General features: G+C 39.7%; 21 protein-coding genes. 20 read left to right on the top strand and 1 reads right to left on the bottom strand.

The features are described 5' to 3' along the window. Positions 1 to 5: 5 nt before the first annotated feature. From cdaA to HMPREF9423_RS04050, 12 genes are all read left to right on the top strand, one after another. Positions 6 to 863 (top strand): diadenylate cyclase CdaA, encoded by an 858-nt coding sequence (cdaA, locus tag HMPREF9423_RS03995; protein ID WP_006148039.1) that lies wholly within the window; start codon positions 6 to 8, stop codon positions 861 to 863. After that, positions 850 to 1,629: a CdaR family protein gene (locus tag HMPREF9423_RS04000; protein ID WP_006148040.1), complete on the top strand. Its 780-nt coding sequence runs from the start codon at positions 850 to 852 to the stop codon at positions 1,627 to 1,629. The genes cdaA and HMPREF9423_RS04000 overlap by 14 nt, the downstream gene beginning before the upstream one ends. Before the next feature lie 32 nt (positions 1,630 to 1,661). Beyond that, positions 1,662 to 3,011 carry a phosphoglucosamine mutase gene (gene glmM / locus HMPREF9423_RS04005; RefSeq protein WP_006148041.1) on the top strand — a complete coding sequence of 450 codons (1,350 nt, stop codon included), beginning with the start codon at positions 1,662 to 1,664 and terminating at the stop codon, positions 3,009 to 3,011. A 66-nt stretch (positions 3,012 to 3,077) separates the two neighbouring features. After that, complete coding sequence (locus HMPREF9423_RS04010) at positions 3,078 to 3,452, top strand: DUF1149 family protein (protein WP_004252208.1); 375 nt, start codon at positions 3,078 to 3,080, stop codon at positions 3,450 to 3,452. Positions 3,453 to 3,456: 4 nt separating this feature from the next. After that, positions 3,457 to 4,305 (top strand): DegV family protein, encoded by an 849-nt coding sequence (locus HMPREF9423_RS04015; protein ID WP_006148043.1) that lies wholly within the window; start codon positions 3,457 to 3,459, stop codon positions 4,303 to 4,305. Between the two features lie 262 nt (positions 4,306 to 4,567). Next, positions 4,568 to 5,335, top strand: coding sequence for a 4-hydroxy-tetrahydrodipicolinate reductase (gene dapB / locus HMPREF9423_RS04020; protein WP_006148044.1), 768 nt, complete (start codon positions 4,568 to 4,570; stop codon positions 5,333 to 5,335). Further along, positions 5,332 to 6,531, top strand: a complete 1,200-nt coding sequence (locus HMPREF9423_RS04025; protein WP_006148045.1) for a CCA tRNA nucleotidyltransferase — start codon at positions 5,332 to 5,334, stop codon at positions 6,529 to 6,531. Before dapB ends, HMPREF9423_RS04025 begins: the two co-directional genes overlap by 4 nt. Next, positions 6,528 to 8,441 carry an ABC-F family ATP-binding cassette domain-containing protein gene (locus HMPREF9423_RS04030; protein WP_006148046.1) on the top strand — a complete coding sequence of 638 codons (1,914 nt, stop codon included), beginning with the start codon at positions 6,528 to 6,530 and terminating at the stop codon, positions 8,439 to 8,441. Before HMPREF9423_RS04025 ends, HMPREF9423_RS04030 begins: the two co-directional genes overlap by 4 nt. Further along, a complete protein-coding gene (locus tag HMPREF9423_RS04035) occupies positions 8,396 to 8,989 on the top strand; it encodes a hypothetical protein (RefSeq protein WP_006148047.1) in 594 nt (197 codons plus the stop codon). Before HMPREF9423_RS04030 ends, HMPREF9423_RS04035 begins: the two co-directional genes overlap by 46 nt. A gap of 141 nt (positions 8,990 to 9,130) precedes the next feature. Beyond that, positions 9,131 to 9,643, top strand: a complete 513-nt coding sequence (locus HMPREF9423_RS04040) for an adenine phosphoribosyltransferase (protein WP_006148048.1) — start codon at positions 9,131 to 9,133, stop codon at positions 9,641 to 9,643. A gap of 191 nt (positions 9,644 to 9,834) precedes the next feature. Then, positions 9,835 to 10,779, top strand: coding sequence for a homoserine O-acetyltransferase MetA (metA, locus tag HMPREF9423_RS04045; RefSeq protein ID WP_006148049.1), 945 nt, complete (start codon positions 9,835 to 9,837; stop codon positions 10,777 to 10,779). An 8-nt stretch (positions 10,780 to 10,787) separates the two neighbouring features. Then, positions 10,788 to 11,462 carry a DnaD domain-containing protein gene (locus tag HMPREF9423_RS04050; RefSeq protein WP_006148050.1) on the top strand — a complete coding sequence of 225 codons (675 nt, stop codon included), beginning with the start codon at positions 10,788 to 10,790 and terminating at the stop codon, positions 11,460 to 11,462. Between the two features lie 46 nt (positions 11,463 to 11,508). Here HMPREF9423_RS04050 and HMPREF9423_RS04055 read toward each other — a convergent pair whose 3' ends face one another. Continuing rightward, positions 11,509 to 12,960, bottom strand: a complete 1,452-nt coding sequence (locus HMPREF9423_RS04055; RefSeq protein WP_006148051.1) for an alpha-amylase — start codon at positions 12,958 to 12,960, stop codon at positions 11,509 to 11,511. Positions 12,961 to 13,220: 260 nt separating this feature from the next. On the opposite strand from HMPREF9423_RS04055, the gene HMPREF9423_RS04060 reads away from it, so the two are divergent. From HMPREF9423_RS04060 to HMPREF9423_RS04095, 8 genes are read left to right on the top strand one after another with little or no spacing between them, the layout of a single operon-like run. Next, positions 13,221 to 14,384, top strand: a complete 1,164-nt coding sequence (locus HMPREF9423_RS04060; protein ID WP_006148052.1) for a class I SAM-dependent rRNA methyltransferase — start codon at positions 13,221 to 13,223, stop codon at positions 14,382 to 14,384. Next, positions 14,381 to 15,058, top strand: a complete 678-nt coding sequence (gene aroD / locus HMPREF9423_RS04065; RefSeq protein WP_004252228.1) for a type I 3-dehydroquinate dehydratase — start codon at positions 14,381 to 14,383, stop codon at positions 15,056 to 15,058. Before HMPREF9423_RS04060 ends, aroD begins: the two co-directional genes overlap by 4 nt. After that, positions 15,048 to 15,902 (top strand): shikimate dehydrogenase, encoded by an 855-nt coding sequence (locus HMPREF9423_RS04070; protein ID WP_006148054.1) that lies wholly within the window; start codon positions 15,048 to 15,050, stop codon positions 15,900 to 15,902. Before aroD ends, HMPREF9423_RS04070 begins: the two co-directional genes overlap by 11 nt. Positions 15,903 to 15,920: 18 nt before the next feature. Then, positions 15,921 to 16,988 carry a 3-dehydroquinate synthase gene (gene aroB / locus HMPREF9423_RS04075; protein WP_006148056.1) on the top strand — a complete coding sequence of 356 codons (1,068 nt, stop codon included), beginning with the start codon at positions 15,921 to 15,923 and terminating at the stop codon, positions 16,986 to 16,988. A gap of 9 nt (positions 16,989 to 16,997) precedes the next feature. Beyond that, the gene (gene aroC, locus HMPREF9423_RS04080; RefSeq protein ID WP_006148058.1) at positions 16,998 to 18,164 is read left to right on the top strand and encodes a chorismate synthase; all 1,167 of its coding nucleotides are present in this window, start codon (positions 16,998 to 17,000) and stop codon (positions 18,162 to 18,164) included. A gap of 9 nt (positions 18,165 to 18,173) precedes the next feature. After that, complete coding sequence (locus tag HMPREF9423_RS04085) at positions 18,174 to 19,277, top strand: prephenate dehydrogenase (RefSeq protein ID WP_006148059.1); 1,104 nt, start codon at positions 18,174 to 18,176, stop codon at positions 19,275 to 19,277. An 11-nt stretch (positions 19,278 to 19,288) separates the two neighbouring features. After that, a complete protein-coding gene (locus HMPREF9423_RS04090) occupies positions 19,289 to 19,894 on the top strand; it encodes a hypothetical protein (RefSeq protein ID WP_006148060.1) in 606 nt (201 codons plus the stop codon). A 51-nt stretch (positions 19,895 to 19,945) separates the two neighbouring features. Next, on the top strand, positions 19,946 to 20,284 hold the full coding sequence (locus HMPREF9423_RS04095; protein ID WP_006148061.1) for a YlbF/YmcA family competence regulator: 339 nt from the start codon (positions 19,946 to 19,948) through the stop codon (positions 20,282 to 20,284). Positions 20,285 to 20,324 lie beyond the last annotated feature (40 nt).

The following is a 20,324-nucleotide window of genomic DNA, read 5'->3' on the forward strand; positions in this document are numbered from 1 at the left end:
ACAGGATGAATTTTCAGCAATTATCTAATCTTCAATACTGGTCTAGTTTGTTTTCCAGTCCTTGGAGTATTGCGATAAATGTGATTGATATTCTAATCGTTGCTTATATCTTATATCAATTTACAAAATCAATTGCAGGAACCAAGATTATGATTCTGGTTCGAGGCGTTATAGTTTTTATCTTGGCTCAGATTGTGGCTAATTTTTTGGGCTTGACGACTATTTCCTGGTTGATTAATCAATTGATTACCTATGGAGTTATTGCAGCGGTTGTTATCTTTTCTCCAGAAATTCGGACAGGTTTGGAACGATTAGGTCGAGCTACGGATTTCTTTTCAAATACTCCTATGAGTTCAGAAGAGCAGATGGTCCAGGCTTTTGTAAAATCGGTTGAGTATATGAGCCCACGGAAGATTGGAGCTTTGGTAGCTGTTCAACGTGTGAGAACCTTGCAGGAGTACATCGTTACAGGAATTCCTTTGGATGCTAAGATTTCTGCTGAGTTATTAATTAACATCTTTATCCCAAACACACCTTTACATGATGGTGCAGTCATTATAAAAGGTGATCGAATAGCTGTAACATCTGCTTATCTTCCACTTACTGAGAACACTGGTATTTCTAAGGAGTTTGGGACAAGACACCGTGCAGCCATTGGTTTATCAGAAGTTTCAGATGCCCTTACTTTTGTTGTGTCAGAAGAAACTGGAGGTATATCCATCACCTACAATGGTGTCTTCAAACATGATTTAAGTTTGGAAGAATTCGAGGAAGAACTACGTCGTATTCTGATACCTAAGGATTCAGATGAACCAAGCTTAAAAGAACGTTTATTGGGAGGGTGGAATAATGAAAAGAAATAGTCTTTATATCATCACATCACTCCTCTTTGCATGTGTCCTATTTATCTATGCAACATCAATCAATTATCAAAACAATACTAATGTGAGACAAACTAAAACTGAAACCTACACCAATACAGTAGTCAATGTACCGATTGATATTCAGTATGATAGTGAGCAGTATTTCATTAGTGGATTTAGCTCAGAAGTAACGGTATTTCTGACTGGTTCAAATCGGGTGACTTTGGCCAGTGAGATGCAAGAGAGCACTCGTAAATTTAAAGTGACTGCGGATTTATCACAAGCTACAGAAGGAACGATTGAAGTTCCCTTAACCATTGAAAACCTTCCAAGTGGTTTGACAGCTGTGGCAACACCACAAAAGATCACAGTCAAGGTTGGTAAGAAAGTTACTCGAGATAATGTACCTGTTGTACCTCAAATTGATTCTAGTCAAATTGATGAGAAGATTATAATCGAACGTGTGACTGTTTCTGATGAAAAAGTTTCAGTAACCAGCGACGCAGATACTTTGTCTAAGATTGATCGAATTGTTGCAGTTTTGCCAACGAGTGAAAAAATAACTGGGAATTATTCAGGGTCAGTACCTTTACAAGCTGTCGACAGGAATGGGACCGTTTTACCAACAGTTATTACTCCTTTTGAGGTTACTATGAAAGTAATAACTAAACCAGTCCGAACAACAAATAGTTCAACCACAACAAGTAATACTTCATCTACTGAAAACTCTTCAACGACAGCAGCAGAAACGAAGTCAGAATCTTAAAATAAACATTATACTAGAAAAGGAATGATAAAATGGGTAAATATTTTGGAACGGACGGAGTCCGTGGAGAAGCAAACGTAGAATTAACGCCAGAATTGGCCTTTAAATTGGGTCGCTTTGGAGGATATGTCCTCAGTCAACATGCGACAGAAGCGCCTAAGGTTTTTGTTGGACGCGATACACGTATTTCAGGGGAAATGTTAGAAGCAGCCTTGATTGCTGGTCTTCTTTCTGTGGGAATTCACGTTTATAAACTTGGTGTACTTGCTACGCCTGCAGTAGCATATTTGGTGAAAACTGAAGGAGCGAGCGCAGGTGTCATGATTTCAGCTAGCCACAACCCAGCCCTTGATAACGGAATTAAATTCTTTGGTGGAGATGGCTTTAAGCTAGACGATGAAAAAGAAGCAGAAATCGAAGCCTTGCTTGACGCCAGTGAAGATACTCTCCCACGTCCAAGTGCTGAAGGATTAGGTACTGTTGTTGATTACCCAGAAGGATTGCGCAAGTATGAAGCCTACCTGGTTTCAACTGGAACAGGTCTTGAAGGGATGAAGGTAGCCTTGGATACTGCAAATGGAGCAGCTTCTACAAGTGCTCGTCAAATTTTTGCAGATTTGGGTGCTCAAATCACTGTCATTGGAGAGAATCCAGATGGTTTGAACATTAACTTGAATGTTGGTTCGACTCATCCAGAAGCCTTGCAAGAACTTGTAAAAGAAAATCAATCAGCCATTGGTTTAGCCTTTGATGGGGACAGCGATCGTTTGATTGCAGTAGATGAAAACGGTGAGATTGTCGACGGTGATAAGATTATGTATATCATCGGTAAATACCTTTCTGAAAAAGGTCAATTGGCACAAAATACAATTGTAACAACAGTTATGTCCAACCTTGGCTTCCATAAAGCCTTGGACCGTGAAGGCATTAATAAAGCTGTCACTGCTGTTGGAGACCGCTATGTAGTTGAAGAAATGAGAAAATCAGGCTACAATCTCGGTGGAGAACAGTCAGGTCACGTTATCTTGATGGACTACAATACAACTGGTGATGGTCAACTTTCAGCAGTTCAATTGACTAAGATCATGCAAGAAACAGGTAAGAGCTTATCTCAATTGGCTTCAGAAGTAACAATTTACCCACAAAAATTGGTTAATATCCGTGTGGAAAACACCATGAAAGACAAAGCCATGGAAGTACCAGCTATCAAGGCTATTATCGATAAGATGGAAGAAGAGATGGCAGGTAACGGACGTATTCTCGTTCGCCCAAGTGGAACTGAGCCACTCTTGCGAGTCATGGCTGAAGCACCAACAACTGAAGAAGTAGATTACTATGTGGATACCATTGCTGAAGTTGTGAAAGCAGAAATCGGAATTTAGGAAAGTTAGCAGAAAATAAGAAAATATGTTACAATGTCAAAGTAAATTGTAACCATGGAGAATATGATGAATTTAAAACGTGAACAAGAATTTGTAAGTCAGTATCACTTTGATGCGCGTAATTTTGAATGGGAAAATGAGAACGGAATTCCTGAAACAAAGGTTGATGTGAACTTCCAACTACTTCAACATGACCAAGAAAATCAGGTGACTTCTCTCGTAGTTGTTTTGAGCTTTATGATTGTCTTTGATAAATTTGTTATCAGTGGTACTATTTCTCAAGTGAACCATGTTGAAGGTCGTATCGTAGATCAACCAAGTGACTTTAGTCAAGAAGAAGTTGAGACGCTTGCTCGTCCTTCTTTGGATATGTTAAACCGTTTGACTTATGAAGTGACGGAAATTGCACTAGACTTACCAGGAATTAATTTGGAGTTTTAAAAGAATGAAATTAGCGGTCATAACAGACTCATCTGCTTTTCTACAAGCGGAAACCTTGCGGAAAGAAGATTTATTTGTGCTTGACATTCCTGTGAATATCGACGGACAGGAGTATGTTGAAGGTGTAAATCTAACCGCTCAAGAATTTTATGAAAAAATGGCTCGTTCATCTGAACTACCTAAAACAAGTCAACCAAGTATTGCAAAGTTGGATGAAATTTTATCATCATTAAAAGAAAAGGGCTATACTCATGTTTTGGGTCTCTTTCTATCTTCTGGAATTTCAGGGTTTCACCAGAACATCCAGTATATGACGGATGAGTTCGAAAGTCTAACCATCGCTTTTCCTGATACTCGAATTACAAGTGCACCACTAGGATTCATGGTGGAAAGTGTGTTTCAATGGTCTGAGCAGGGTGATGATTTCCAGTCTATACTAGATAAGTTAACCGAACAGATTGAAAATACTTCAGCCTTTATCATGGTAGATGACCTTGATCATCTGGTTAAAGGTGGTCGTTTATCAAATGGCGCAGCTATTTTAGGGAATCTTCTTAGCATTAAACCAATTCTATATTTCAATGACCAAGGTGTTATCGAAGTTTATGAGAAGGTTCGTACAGAGAAGAAAGCAACAAAACGTTTGGTTGAAATTGTTAAAGAAGCAACAGCTAATGGCAATTACCAGATTACTGTCATTCACGGGAATGCTCCTCAAAAAGTAGCAGACTTGCGTCAGCTTTTGTTAGACGGCGGAGTAGCTACAGACATTTCAATTGCAACCTTCGGTAGTGTTATAGGGACTCACCTTGGAGAAGGAAGTATTGCTTTAGGTTATACACCAATCGTCTAGATTGTTCTTACAGGCTTTGAATCTTAAAATTGAACACGGACTATCTGCCTCTTGAAAAAAGATGCCTGTCTTGCCTTTCGTGGAAAGTCAGCGCCATTCCCTATTTTTCATGGGCAGCTAACGTCCTTTGTATCTTAGAATTGAACACGCCTGGAACCCTATGTGAAAAAGATAGTTCTTCCAAGGAAAAGAAACTCCTTGATCAGAACTCCTATTTTCACTTTGTGTTCTTGCAGGCTTTGTATCTTAGATAGGAGTAAAGATGAGTATTCGAGTGATTATTGCTGGTTTTAAGGGAAGAATGGGCCAATCTGCTTGTCAGATGGTTTTGTCTGATCCTGAACTTGAACTAGTAGCTGTTTTGGATCCTTTTGAGTCTGCATCTGAATGGCAAGGAATTCCAGTATTCAATGATAAAAATGACTTAGCAGGCTTTGATGCCCATGTTTGGGTGGACTTTACTACACCAGCTGTCGCCTATGAGAATACACTCTTTGCTCTTGAACATGGCTTTGCTCCAGTAGTAGGAACGACAGGTTTCACCAGTCAAGAAATCGAAGAATTAAAAGAATTGTCTCGTTTCAAAGGCTTGGGTGGATTGATTGCTCCTAACTTTGCCTTGGGTGCTGTCTTACTGATGCAATTTGCAGCACAGGCAGCTAAATACTTCCCAAATGTGGAGATTATTGAACTTCACCATGATAAGAAAAAAGATGCTCCAAGCGGGACAGCTATCAAAACAGCTGAGTTGATGGCTGAAGTTCGTGAGTCTATTCAACAAGGTGCTAGCGATGAGGAAGAACTCATTGCGGGAGCACGAGGAGCTAACTTTGATGGTATGCGAATTCATTCGGTCCGTTTACCTGGTTTGGTAGCTCATCAAGAGGTCATTTTTGGAAATCAAGGAGAGGGATTGACTCTGCGTCATGACTCCTATGATCGTAGCTCCTTCATGACAGGGGTGAATTTGGGAATCAAAGAAGTTGTCAAGCGTCATGAGCTTGTCTATGGATTAGAACACTTACTATGAAATTAACAAAAATGCCTTCTGAATTTCAGAAGGCTTTACCAGTATTAGAAAAAATTAAAGAAGCAGGATTTGAGGCTTATTTTGTGGGTGGCTCTGTTAGGGATGCCATTCTTAACCGCCCCATCCATGATGTGGATATCGCGACTTCATCTTATCCAGAAGAGACCAAGCAGATTTTTCCACGCACAGCTGATATCGGCATTGAGCATGGGACCGTTTTGGTTTTAGATGGAGATGAAGAGTACGAAGTCACCACTTTTCGAACAGAGGATGTCTATGTAGACTATCGGAGACCAAGTTCTGTTTCTTTTGTTCGTTCACTCGAAGAAGATCTCAAACGCCGAGATTTCACAGTCAATGCCTTTGCCTTGGATGAGACAGGGAAAATCGTTGATTTATTTGATGGTCTCAGAGATTTAGAAAATCAAGTCCTGCGAGCTGTCGGTGTAGCTAGTGAACGTTTCAATGAAGACGCGCTACGCATCATGCGTGGCTTTCGTTTCCAAGCTAGTCTTGGTTTTGAACTCGAGCAAGAAACGTTTGAAGCGATGAAGGCCTTAACGCCACTCTTAGATAAAATTTCTGTGGAGCGCATCTTTGTTGAGTTTGATAAGCTTTTACTGGCTCCCTATTGGCGAGTAGGTTTATCTTCTATGATTGAGAGTCAAGCTTATGACTATCTTCCAGATATGGTAGGCAGTCAGGAGAAACTCCAGTCTTTGTTTGATTTAGAAAAAGATTTTACTTTTGAATCTTCTGAGCAAGCTTGGGCAGCACTTTTATGGGTTTTAGAAGTGGAAGATGCTCAACAATTTTTGAAACATTGGAAGACTTCACGCCAATTTGCTAAGCAAGTACAGAATTTGCTGTCTATTTTGGCTCTCCGAGAAGAAGGGGAACTAGGTAACCGTGATTGTTACCGTTTTGATTTGGACTTGCTTCTACAAGCTGAAAATCTTCGCAGAGCTCAAGGGAAGGAAGTCAATCCACAAGCGATCACAGAAACCTACGAGAGCTTGACTATTCATGATAAGAAAGAGATGCAAATTAATGGTGGCATTCTCATCAAGGAATATGGCTATCATCCAGGTCCAGAATTAGGAGATGTTTTAGAGGAAATTGAGTACGCTATTGTGGATGGTAATCTAGATAATGAAGTGGAAGCCATTCATGCATACTTAAGGGAGAGAAAATGAGTGATTTTATCGTTGAAAAACTAAGTAAATCAGTTGGTGATAAGACTGTTTTTAAGGATATTTCCTTTATTATCCATGACTTGGATAGAATCGGTCTTATCGGTGTCAACGGAACCGGGAAAACAACCCTTCTAGATGTTCTTTCTGGCGTTTCAGGTTTTGATGGTGACGTAAGCCCATTTTCAGCAAAGAGTGATTACAAGATTGGTTATTTGACTCAGGATCCAGATTTTGATGACAGCAAGACTGTCTTAGATACTGTCTTATCAAGTGATTTGAAGGAAATCCAGTTAATACGTGAGTATGAACTGCTCATGCTTAACTATAGTGAGGACAAGCAGGCTCGTTTAGAACGGGTTATGGCGGAGATGGATTCCCTCCAAGCATGGGAAATCGAAAGTCAGGTCAAGACTGTTCTCAGTAAACTAGGCATTCAAGAATTATCAACTCCTGTTGGAGCTTTGTCGGGTGGTCTTCGTAGACGGGTTCAATTGGCGCAAGTGCTTTTAGGGAATCATGATCTCTTACTTCTTGATGAGCCTACCAACCACTTGGATATTGCGACCATCGAGTGGCTGACACTTTTCTTGAAGAATTCCAAGAAGACCGTTCTCTTCATCACCCATGACCGTTACTTCCTAGATGCTCTTTCTACGCGAATTTTTGAATTGGATAGAGGTGGATTAACAGAGTATCAGGGGAATTACCAAGATTATGTCCGTCTCAAGGCTGAACAGGATGAGCGTGACGCAGCTCTTCTTCACAAAAAGGAACAACTTTACAAACAAGAATTAGCTTGGATGAGACGGCAACCTCAAGCTCGTGCGACCAAGCAACAAGCTCGTATCAATCGATTCCATGACTTGAAAAAGGAAGTTTCAGATACTAGCCTTGAGACAGACTTGAGCATGAATTTTGAAACTAGCCGTATCGGTAAAAAAGTTATCGAGTTTAAGGATGTTTCCTTTGCCTATGACGATAAACCGATTCTGAAACATTTTAATCTTTTGATCCAAGCCAAAGACCGTATCGGAATCGTCGGGGACAATGGTGTTGGGAAGTCAACTCTTCTTAATCTTATTGCAGGAAGACTTGAAGCGACTGAAGGACAAGTTATCATCGGTGAAACAGTTCGTATCGCTTATTTCTCTCAACAAATCGAAGGTTTAGATGAAAGCAAGAGAGTTATCAATTACTTGCAGGAAGTGGCAGAAGAGGTTAAGACTAGTGGTGGTACTACGACTTCAATCGCTGAGTTACTAGAACAATTTCTCTTCCCTCGTTCAACGCATGGAACCTTGATTGAGAAGCTGTCAGGTGGAGAGAAGAAACGTCTTTATCTCCTCAAACTTCTCTTGGAAAAACCAAATGTTCTCCTCTTGGACGAGCCAACAAATGACCTAGACATTGCGACCTTAACAGTTCTAGAAAATTTCTTACAAGGTTTTGCAGGACCAGTCTTGACAGTTAGTCATGACCGCTATTTCCTTGATAAGGTAGCAACTAAGATTCTTGCTTTTGAAGATGGGACCATCCGTCCTTTCTTTGGACATTACACTGACTATCTGGATGAAAAGGCCTTTGAAGCAGAAGCAGTAACACAAAGTCAAAAAGTTGAGAAGGAAAAAGTCGTCAAAGTCCGTGAAGAGAAGAAACGGATGACCTACCAAGAAAAGCAGGAATGGGCAAGTATTGAAGGTGACATCGAAGCCTTGGAAAACCGCATCTCTTCTATAGAGGAAGAAATGCTAGCAAATGGTTCTGACTTTGGGAAACTAGCTACCCTTCAAAAAGAGTTAGACGAGAAAAATGAAGACATACTGAAAAAATATGAACGCTATGAATATTTAAGTGAGTTAGTAAAATGGAAGAAACAATTATTAAATGGAGTAGTAAGAAAATCGTTTTGAGCCTTATTCTTTATCTACTAGAATTGGCTATTCTACTTTGGATCTTTTCGTTTTTGCTGAGCTATCCCGAAGAACCACCTGGGGGATTGGTGGCCTTAATCCTCTTTATTGGTTTCTTGATCCTCATCGTTGGCTTCATTTTGTATCAACATTTGCGACGGCTTTTTTCTGATAAAGAGTATTTGAAATGTACGGCTCAAGGATTTTCCTATAAACCATATCCAAAGAAAGACTGGCAGTTTTATTCCTGGGGACAGGTAGAAAAGTTTGCTCTCACGAGAATTAAGGGCAGTAGAAATGCAAGGGATTTTTATATGATTGAGGTTCAGTTTTATGACAAGGAACTTTTAAAATCCAACTCTTTCTGGAATCGTCTTCGAAGTAGATATACAAGTTCAAAACATTCTAATGTTTTGAAAATCCCAATCTATTTGCTGGATGTTGGCTTACCAAAGAGAGTATTTGAAACCATGTCTTACTTTGAGCGAGAGTGGCGCATCCAACAGAATCGTCAACGGAATCAAACTTCTAAAAGCAAAAAGAAGTAAAGATTTCATTGATCGAGCGAATCTCCGAATTTTATGAAGGTCTGAGGGGCTTTGGAACGATATTCCAAGGCTTCTTTCTATTTTGCTTTTCTAGGAATTATGGTATAATAGGGAGTAAAAACTTTAAAAGAAAGAAACGCTATGAACTTAAAAGATTACATTGCAAGTATTGAAAATTATCCACAAGAAGGAATTACTTTCCGTGATATTAGCCCATTGATGGCAGATGGAAATGCCTACAGTTATGCTGTTCGTGAAATTGTTCAATATGCTACTAATAAAAAGATTGATATGATCGTAGGACCAGAAGCTCGTGGATTTATCGTTGGATGTCCAGTCGCTTTTGAGTTGGGAATTGGTTTTGCGCCTGTTCGTAAACCTGGCAAGTTGCCACGTGAAGTCATTTCAGCGGACTACGAAAAAGAATATGGAGTTGACACTTTGACTATGCACGCAGATGCTATCAAACCAGGACAACGTGTTCTTATCGTAGATGACCTCTTGGCAACAGGTGGTACTGTTAAAGCAACCATCGAAATGATTGAAAAATTGGGTGGAGTCGTAGCAGGTTGTGCCTTCTTGATCGAACTGGATGAACTCAAAGGTCGTGAAGCTATCGGAGATTACGACTATAAAGTGCTGATGCATTATTAATGAAAAACAGTCCCTAGGGCTGTTTTCTCTTCATTTGATATAAAAATAAGCTATATCTAGTTAGAGAAAAACTATAATTGAAAACTATATCTTCATACAGTATAATAAAGGGAAAGAGAAACGTCAGCATTTTTCCCCGTTGACGATACCATGTTTACTTGAGTCCAATATGATACAGTAAGGAGATTTCTATGCCGATTCGAATTGATAAAAAATTACCAGCAGTTGAGATTTTACGAACGGAAAATATTTTCGTCATGGATGACCAGAGGGCGGCTCATCAGGATATTCGACCACTGAAAATTCTGATTTTAAACTTGATGCCACTGAAAATGGTTACAGAAACTCAGCTTTTACGCCATTTAGCCAATACTCCTTTGCAGTTAGATATTGAATTTTTATATATGGAAAGTCATCAGTCGAAAACAACTCGTTCTGAGCATATGAAGACTTTTTATAAGACCTTCTCAGAAGTTCAAGACCAGTATTTTGATGGCTTGATTATTACAGGTGCTCCAGTTGAACATCTCCCTTTTGAAGAAGTGGACTATTGGCAAGAGTTTACCCAAGTTATCGATTGGTCTAAGACTCATGTCTTTTCAACCCTGCATATTTGTTGGGGGGCACAGGCGGGTCTATACTATCGCTATGGCGTAGATAAATACCAGATGGACCAGAAGCTTTCTGGGATTTATTCTCAAGATGTTTTGAAAGAAGGTCATCTTCTACTGAGAGGTTTTGATGATTTATATGTATCCCCTCATTCTCGCCATACAGAAGTCCACAAAGAAGATATTCTAAACAAAACAAATCTAGAGATTTTAGCATCAGGAGAAGAGGTAGGAGTCTCTATCCTTGCGAGTCGAGATTTGAGAGAAGTCTATAGCTTTGGGCATTTAGAGTATGATCGCGATACGCTCGCAAAGGAATATTTTAGAGATCTAGATGCTGGTTTAGATCCACATATACCAGAAAATTATTTCAAAAATGATGACATTCATGAACTTCCTTGTATGAGGTGGAGTTCATCTGCAGCTCTCTTCTTTAGTAACTGGGTAAATTATGCAGTTTACCAAGAAACACCGTTTGAGTGGAAGAGTGCGGAAGATGATGTGTCTCATTTTGGATATTTATAAGAGGAATTATGACATATTTAGATGCTTTCAAATCAGGAAACTTAGTGTTACCGAGTGACCTGCTCTTACATTACAATCAACTGTTCTCGTCAAGTGATGATTTCTTGGTTTGGCAGTTCTTTTACCTACAGAATACAACGGCTTTAGGTGAATTGTCTCCAAGTCAGATTGCTGAAAAAATCGGCAAAAATGTCACTGAAGTCAATCAGGCTATTTCACGATTGACTGACAAAGGGTTGCTTCAATACCGAACCATTGAACTTAATGGCGAAATAGAAGTAATCTTCGATGCAACTCTTGCCTTAGAGCGCCTAGACCAACTGTTTGAAAAACAAGCTCCAAACCAGGTGCAATCTGCTCCAAATGATTTAAAGAGCTTGGTAGATACTTTCCAACAGGAGCTAGGTCGTCTATTGAGCCCATTTGAAATTGAAGACTTGGAAAAGAGTTTGAAAGAAGACGGAACTAGTGCGGATTTGATAAAAGAAGCCTTACGAGAAGCTGTTCTAAATGGAAAACCAAATTGGAAATATATCCAAGCTATCCTACGAAACTGGCGTCATGAAGGGATTAGGAGTGTAGCCCAGGTAGAAGCGAAACGTCAAGAGAGAGAGGCAACAAACCCTCAAAATGTTCAGGTTTCATCTGATTTTAAAAATGCCATGGATCTTTGGAAAGACTAATATTTAGCAATAAAAAAACTTGCCTATGGCAAGTTTTTTTGTGTTCTTAATAAGTAAGTCCCCAAACACTGACAGAACGTTCAGCAACTGGGAAGTCACCATATCCTTCAGCATTAATAGTCACTTGGTCTGAATGGTTGCCAAGTAAATCAACAAAAGTATGATCAGCCCATTCTGGACCTACAAACATGGTTTTGTAATTCTCTTGAGCGTTTGAGATAAGAATGGCAAGAGGCGATTGGTTGTCAGCTCCAGAACGAACCCAACCGATACAATTAGGGTCATCAAAGTAGTCCGTCTGCTCTCCATAAGCCAAATCTTTTCGGATAGCTAAGAGACAGTCAAGAACTTCTTTAAAATCTTGCTGAGCATATTGACCAGAGATACCGTAGTAGTCTCCGTAAAAGACACATGGAAGCCCCTGCTCGCGCAAAAGAATAAGAGCATAGGCTGCTGGTTTAAACCATTCTTCTACAGTAGATTCTAAGGCTTGTCCTCGTTGAGTATCATGGTTTTCGACAAAGGTTACAGCTTTATCTGGTTTGATTTGAACCAGACTATCATTAAAGATGGTACGCAAATCGTAGTCTGCACCAGCCTGGCTTGCTTCAAAGAGATTCATATGGAGGCGTACATCGACAAGGTCAAAGCGCTCTTCAATCTTTTCGAGATAGTCAAGGTTGGCGTCCTTGTCTGGATTCCAGAATTCTCCAAAGACATAGAAGTCTTGTCCATATTTCTCTTTGATGTCACGAATGAAATTACGCATAAAGAAAGAGTCAATATGCTTGACTGCATCTAAACGAAAACCAGCTACGCCAGTCGTTTCCATGAACCAATCAGCCCAATCGTAGATATTTTGTATGACTTCTGGATGCTTAAAATCTAAGTCCGCATACATGAGATAGTCATAGTTACCATTTTCGTTATCGACTAATTCTTCGTGGGCCCACCCCTTATTATCTCCCTGAATGAGATAGATGCCAGACTTCCGTCTTTTGGCATCGTAATCAGTTCCTGTGAAGTGGTACCAATGCCAGTGGAAATCATTGTAGGTGTTTTGTCTTCCATCAAAAGTAAAGTTTGTCCAACCATTGATGGTAAAAGGTTCTCCAAGTTCAATAGTGCGATCTTCTGGGTCGACTTCAATAACCTGGAAGGATTCTAAACGGTCTGCAGCTGCCTTGTGGTTTAAGACGACGTCAGCCATAGGTTGAATCCCGTGAGATTTAAGTGTTTGAATGGCTTGAAGATAGTCTTCTTTGAAACCGTACTTGGTACGCACAGTTCCTTTTTGGTCAAATTCACCGAGGTCAAAAAGATCATAGACACCATAACCGACATCTTTTTCGTTGGTAGCTTTAAAGGCAGGTGGCATCCAGACGTGGCTAATTCCTAGATTTGCAAGGTGCTCAGCATCATCGGTAAGTCGCATCCAGTGTTGTCCATCGTGGGGAAGGTACCACTCAAAATATTGCATTAGGGTTTGATTTTTCATAGATAGTCCTCATACTTAACAATTTAAGAATCATTTTACCACAAAGCAAGTAAATGCACAAACGTTTGCGCTACAAAAATAGACCTCAGGATGTGAATGTCTATTTTTACGGTAATAGAATGAAATTTCTCAACACAAATGACCATTCTCATTTAGAAATCATCAAGCAGAAACAAAAAGCTTGGATAGTTCCTATGACATCAATGGAGAAATCACTTTCTACTTTGTGAATTTTCAACAAATTTGATATAATTGTATCTATGAATAGAGTATTCGTCAGTCGGCGTGTTGAAAAAAAACTACACAAAGGTCAGGTTCTTTTGGAAGAAGTTGATTTTCCAGACTTATCTGAAACTGATCAGGAAGTTGAACTTTTCAGCCAAAGCAATGAGTTTATAGGAAAGGCTTATTTATCTCGTCAAAATAAGGGAATTGGCTGGTTTATATCTAACCAGAACATTTCTTTTAAACAAACCTTCTTTGAAAGTTTGTTTAAGCAAGCCAAACAAAAACGTTCTTCCTACTATCAAGATGAGTTGACAACTGCCTTTCGTTTGTTTAATCAAGAAGGTGATGGTTTTGGTGGGATGACGCTGGATCTCTATGGGGATTATGTTGTCTTTTCCTGGTATAACTCCTATATCTATGGAATTCGCCAAGAGATTATTGCAGCCTTTAATCAAGTTTTTCCAGAAGTCCTAGGAGCCTATGAAAAGATTCGCTTTAAAGGTCTAGACTATGAGTCTGCCCACATCTATGGTCAAGAAGCGGCTGAATATTTCACTGTTCTCGAGAATGGAGTCTTGTACCAAGTCTTTATGAATGACGGTCTCATGACAGGGATTTTCTTGGATCAGCATGAAGTTCGTGGGAGCTTAGTTGATGGTTTAGCTATGGGGAAATCCTTACTCAATATGTTTTCCTATACAGCAGCTTTCTCAGTTGCTGCAGCTATGGGGGGAGCTAGTGAAACAACTTCTGTAGACCTAGCCAAACGTTCAAGAGAACTATCAGAAGCTCATTTTCATGCCAACGGTTTGAGTCTAGACAATCATCGACTGCTTGTCATGGATGTCTTTGAATATTTTAAATATGCTAAGAGAAAAGGTTTAAGCTATGACGTGATTGTTCTGGATCCGCCTAGCTTTGCCCGAAATAAAAAACAAACATTCTCTGTAGCTAAGGATTATCATAAGTTGATTTCCCAAAGCCTAGAGATTTTAAACCCAGGTGGAATCATTATTGCTAGTACCAATGCGGCTAATGTTTCCCGTCAAAAATTTACAGAACAAATCGACAAAGGATTTGCTGGTAGAAAGTATCAGGTCCTTCATAAATATGGACTTCCAGCAGACTTTGTCTACAATGAAAAAGATGAAAGTAGTAATTACCTCAAAGTGATTACCATGAAGGTTAGTAAATGAAATTAATTGTTTCTGTCATGCCAAGAAGTATAGAAGAGGCTCAGGCTATTGATGTTATGCGGTATCATGATGCAGATATCATTGAGTGGAGAGCAGACTTCTTACCCAAGGAAGCTATCTTGCAGGTAGCGCCAGCTATTTTTGAAAAATTTGCAGGTCGTGAGCTTGTTTTCACTTTACGTACTCGTGCCGAGGGTGGTCAAATTGAGCTCTCTTCAGAAGAGTATGTTCAAATGATCAAGGAAGTGGCACAGCTTTATCAACCAGATTATATTGATTTTGAGTATTTTAGCTACAAGGATGTTTTTGATCAGATGTTGGACTTTCCAAATCTCGTCTTGAGCTACCATAACTTCCAAGAAACACCTGAGAATCTAATGGAAATATTGTCTGAGTTAACAAGTTTAAATCCTAAGGTTGTGAAAATAGCTGTTATGGCTAATACAGAACAAGATGTGTTAGATCTGATGAACTTTACACGTGGCTTTAAAACACTGAATCCTGAACAAGAATATGTAACGATTTCTATGGGAAAAGTGGGCAAGGTCTCTCGTATTACTTCAGATGTGACTGGTTCTAGTTGGTCTTTTGCAAGCCTAGATGAAGCTAGTGCTCCAGGACAAATTTCACTATCTAGCATGAAAAAAATTAGGGAGCTTCTAAATGAAGATTGATGGCTACACACGTTTAGCAGCTGTAGTCGCAAATCCTATCAAACACTCCATTTCTCCCTTTATTCACAATAGCGCTTTTGAAGCAACCAATACCAATGGTGTTTATCTTGCTTGGGAAGTAGATGCGACTGAACTAGCAGAAACAGTTGCTAATATTCGTCGCTATCAGATGTATGGAATCAATCTTTCCATGCCTTACAAGGAACAAGTGATTGCTTATCTGGACCAGTTGAGCGAGGAGGCTTGTTTAATTGGTGCTGTGAATACAATTGTGAATCGAGAAGGAACATTAATTGGATATAACACAGATGGCAAGGGATTCTTTAAGAGCTTGCCTTCTTTTAAAATATCAAGGAAAAGATTGGTTTTGTTAGGAGCAGGCGGTGCAGCCAAGGCAATTTTGGCACAGGCAATCTTGGATGGAGTGAGTCAGATTTCTATCTTTGTTCGTTCTTCATCCATGGAAAAAACAAGACCTTACTTAGAAAAAATACAGAATGCGACTGGATTTAGAGTAGATTTATTTGCATTAGAGGATGTTCAAGATCTTCAAGACAGCATCACTAAAGCTGACCTCTTGGTAAATGCGACTAGTGTGGGCATGGATGGATCCTCTCAGCCGATCCCGACCAGCATCGTTTTACCAGAGAAGCTCATGGTAGCAGATGTGATTTATCAACCCTTTGAAACTCCATTTCTAAAGTGGGCTAAAGAGCAGGGAAATCAATCTATCAATGGCCTTGGCATGCTGCTTTACCAAGCTGCTGAAGCTTTTGAGTTATGGACAGGCAAGGAAATGCCAACAGATCAAATCTGGGAATTATTAAAACAAAAGTACCAATAAAGAAAAAGGAGATCTGCTATGAAAATTAGAATAGACCTTCCACATCATCCTTACGATATTCAGATTGAAAAAGGATGCTTGTCTCAAGCAGGAAAATGGTTGTGCGAACTTTGGCAACCGCAAAAAGTCGTTATCATTACCGATAACCATGTGGCTTCTCTCTATGCAGAAAAAGTAAAATTGAGCTTAGAGGATGCTGGCTTTCAAGTGGCAGTTTTTGACTTTCTAGAGGGTGAAGAGCGAAAAAATTTAACCACAGTTCAAAAGGCTTATGAATTTCTAGTTAAGCAAGACTTGACTCGCAGTGACGGCATCGTAGCTCTAGGTGGTGGTGTCGTTGGTGATTTGGCTGGCTTTGTAGCCTCAACCTATATGCGAGGTATTCACTTTGTTCAAATTCCGACTAGCTTGACAGCTCAAGTTGACTCTTCAATCGGAGGTAAGACAGGAGTGAATACTCCTTTTGCCAAGAATATGGTGGGAACTTTTGCCCAGCCAGATGGTGTTTTGATTGATCCAAACGTTCTTGAAACCTTAGGGAAGAGAGAATTGATTGAAGGAATGGGGGAAGTCATCAAGTATGGCTTAATTGAAGATCCAGAACTCTGGAACTTATTATTTGAAATGGATGGTTCCGTAGATAGTATTTTGGAGCATTCAGAAAGTTTGATTGAGCATTCTTGTCAGGTTAAGCGCAAGATGGTAGTTGAAGATGAGTTGGATAATGGCATTCGTTTGTATCTCAACTTTGGTCATACAATTGGCCATGCCATCGAAGCAACTGCTGGTTACGGAAAAGTCATGCACGGTGAGGCAGTAGCTATGGGAATGGTTCAGGTCTCTAAGGTAGCAGAAGAAAAAGGACTCATGCCAGAGGGAATAACTCAGTCCATCCGAGAGATGTGTCAGAAGTTTGGTCTTCCTGTTGATTATGAAAACTGGGACCTTGACAAGCTCTATCAGGCTTTGACTCATGACAAAAAAGCGCGTGGCAATACCATGAAGTTAGTCTTGGTACCAGAACTTGGTTCAGCAATGATTCACCCAGTTTCTCTCGAAGAAATGAAAGATTACTTAGTAAAATAAGGAGAATGTATGAGATATTTAACAGCAGGAGAATCACATGGTCCTCGTCTGACAGCAATTATTGAAGGAATTCCAGCAGGACTGCCTTTGACTGCAGAAGATGTTAATGAGGATCTCAAACGTCGCCAAGGCGGTTACGGACGTGGTGGTCGTATGAAGATTGAAAGTGATCAAGTTGTCTTTACTTCTGGTGTTCGCCACGGGAAGACGACAGGCGCTCCAATTACCATGGATGTCATTAACAAAGACCACCAAAAATGGCTGGATATCATGTCTGTCGAGGATATTGAGGATAAACTTAAAAGCAAACGAAAAATCACTCATCCGCGCCCAGGTCACGCAGATTTAGTTGGCGGGATTAAATACCGCTTTGATGACTTGCGAAATTCTTTGGAACGTTCATCTGCCCGTGAAACAACTATGCGGGTTGCAGTTGGAGCAGTAGCCAAGCGGCTTTTAGCTGAGCTTGATATCGAAATTGCTAACCATGTTGTTATCTTCGGTGGTAAGGAAATCAATGTTCCAGAAAACTTAACAGTCTCAGAGATTAAGAAACTGGCTGCCCAGTCTGAAGTTTCCATCGTCAACCAAGAACGTGAGCAGGAGATTAAGGACTATATTGACCAGATTAAGCGAGATGGGGATACCATCGGAGGTGTTGTAGAAACAGTTGTCGGAGGTGTTCCAGTTGGTCTTGGTTCTTATGTCCAATGGGATCGTAAACTAGATGCTAGACTAGCTCAAGCAGTTGTTTCTATCAATGCCTTTAAGGGTGTGGAGTTTGGTCTTGGTTTTAAAGCAGGCCATCTTAAGGGTAGCCAAGTCATGGATGAAATCCTCTGGTCATCAGAGGATGGCTATACTCGTCGAACTAATAACCTTGGAGGTTTCGAAGGTGGCATGACCAATGGCCAACCGATTATCGTTCGTGGAGTTATGAAGCCAATTCCGACTCTCTACAAGCCGTTGATGAGTGTCGATATTGAAACACATGAGCCTTATAAAGCAACAGTAGAGAGAAGTGATCCTACTGCTCTTCCAGCAGCAGGTGTCGTTATGGAGGCAGTCGTAGCAACGGTTTTGGCTCAAGAAATACTTGAGAAATTCTCCTCTGATAATCTGGAAGAATTAAAAGAAGCTGTTGCGAAACATCGGGAGTATACAAAGAATTATTAAGGAGTTCTTATGGCAAAAACTATCTATATCGCAGGACTAGGTTTGATTGGTGCTTCCATGGCACTCGGAATCAAGCGGGATTATCCTGATTATGAAATTTTAGGATACAATCGTAGTCAAGCGTCTAGAGATATTGCCTTGGAGAGAGGAATGATTGACCGAGCGACGGATGACTTTGCCAGTTTTGCTCCACTTGCAGACGTCATCATTCTAACCCTGCCAATCAAGCAAACTATTGCCTTTATTAAGGAATTGGCCAACTTGGGATTGAAAGAAGGTGTCATTATTTCTGATGCTGGATCGACCAAGTCAGCTATTGTAACTACAGCTGAAAAATGTTTTGCTGATAAGTCTGTTCGCTTTGTGGGAGCTCATCCCATGGCAGGGAGCCACAAGACAGGAGCGGCATCTGCAGATGTCAACCTCTTTGAAAATGCTTATTATATCTTCACGCCATCTAGTCTGACAACTCCGGATACGCTCGAAGAAATGAAAGACTTGCTGTCAGGTCTCCATGCTCGTTTCATTGAAATTGATGCTGAAGAGCATGACCGAGTGACTTCTCAGATTAGCCATTTTCCGCATATCTTAGCATCAGGCCTGATGGAACAAACTGCAAGTTATGCTGAAGAGCATGAAATGGCGAGACGCTTTGCGGCAGGTGGTTTTCGTGATATGACTCGGATTGCCGAAAGTGAGCCTAGTATGTGGACTTCTATCCTCTTATCCAATAGGGATACCATTATTGAACGCATCGAGGACTTCAAGGGCCGTTTGGACGAGATTGGACAAGCTATCAGTAAGGGTGACGAAAACCAAATCTGGAATTTTTTCAATCAAGCGCGTGAGCAACGTCAGGCTATGGAAATCCATAAACGCGGAGGAGTAGACAGCTCATTTGACCTTTATGTAGATGTTCCCGATGAGGAAGATGTGATTTTACGCATCTTGGAATTGCTACGTGGAACTTCTTTGGTCAATATCCATATCAATGAGGAAAACCGTGAGGATGTTCACGGAATTCTGCAAATTTCCTTTAAGAATGCTCAGGATTTAAAACGTGCTGAGCAAGTCATTACAGAAAATACAGACTACACAGTCGTTATTAAATAAGGAGGACAATTATGTCAAATAGGGGAATTAAATCTGTATTAGGTATTATCTTTATAACTGTCATGTTACTTAGTGGATGTGCTATTAAAAATGGCCATAAAAAAAGTTCAGATGTTAATGTTGATACGACAACTGTCAAGGTTGATGAGACAACAGAGAGTTCAAAAAATGAATCAAGTGTTGAGAAAAAGACTCCTAAATTTGCAGATGATAAAGTTGTAAATGATTTTATCAATAACTATAACGACATTTCTAATAGTCCATTAGAAAATATCAAAAAAGGAAATATAAAAATAAAATACTTCGCAACAAGCTACGGTTATTACTTGGAACTTTTACATGCAAATGATACTGATAAAATTAATGTAACAATTAATCAAACAAATGAAAATAGTTCATCGGGTGTAGCAGGGATGAAAGAAGTATTTCATGATATTGTTAAATCGATTGAATCATCCTTATCTGATGATGATATAAATAACTTTTTTGATAAACTTATATCAAATGAAATAAAAACAGGTTCTAATTTAGGAACTTTGAAGATAGACTATATACCAGATAAGGAATTAAGCAATGGACATTCAAGAGGTCATATAAAAGTAATTGCACAACAATAAAAATTACAGAGTGACTAGTAATTTTATAAGAAAAGAATAAGGAGGACAATTATGTCAAATATTTATGATAGTGCAAATGCACTAAGTCGTGGACTACGCGAATTGCCTGAATACAAGGCAGTTAAAGAAGCTAGAGATGCCATCCAAGCGGATTCAGAAGCAAGCAAAATTTTTGCAGATTATATTGCTTTTCAACATGAAATCCAAGTCATGGCGCAAACTGGTCAAATTCCAGACGCTTCTTTCCAAGAAAAAATGGAAAGCTTTGGTAAGAAGATTCAAGGGAACTCTCTCTTGTCAGAATTCTTTGCCAAACAGCAACAACTTTCTATCTACCTTTCTGATATTGAAAAAATTGTTTTTGAACCGATTTCAGAACTTTTAAAATAAGAATTCACCTCATAAAGTCAGGAATTTTCAAGAAATTTCT

This window comes from Streptococcus infantis ATCC 700779 (genome assembly GCF_000187465.1).
In the GTDB taxonomy this organism is placed as follows: domain Bacteria; phylum Bacillota; class Bacilli; order Lactobacillales; family Streptococcaceae; genus Streptococcus; species Streptococcus infantis.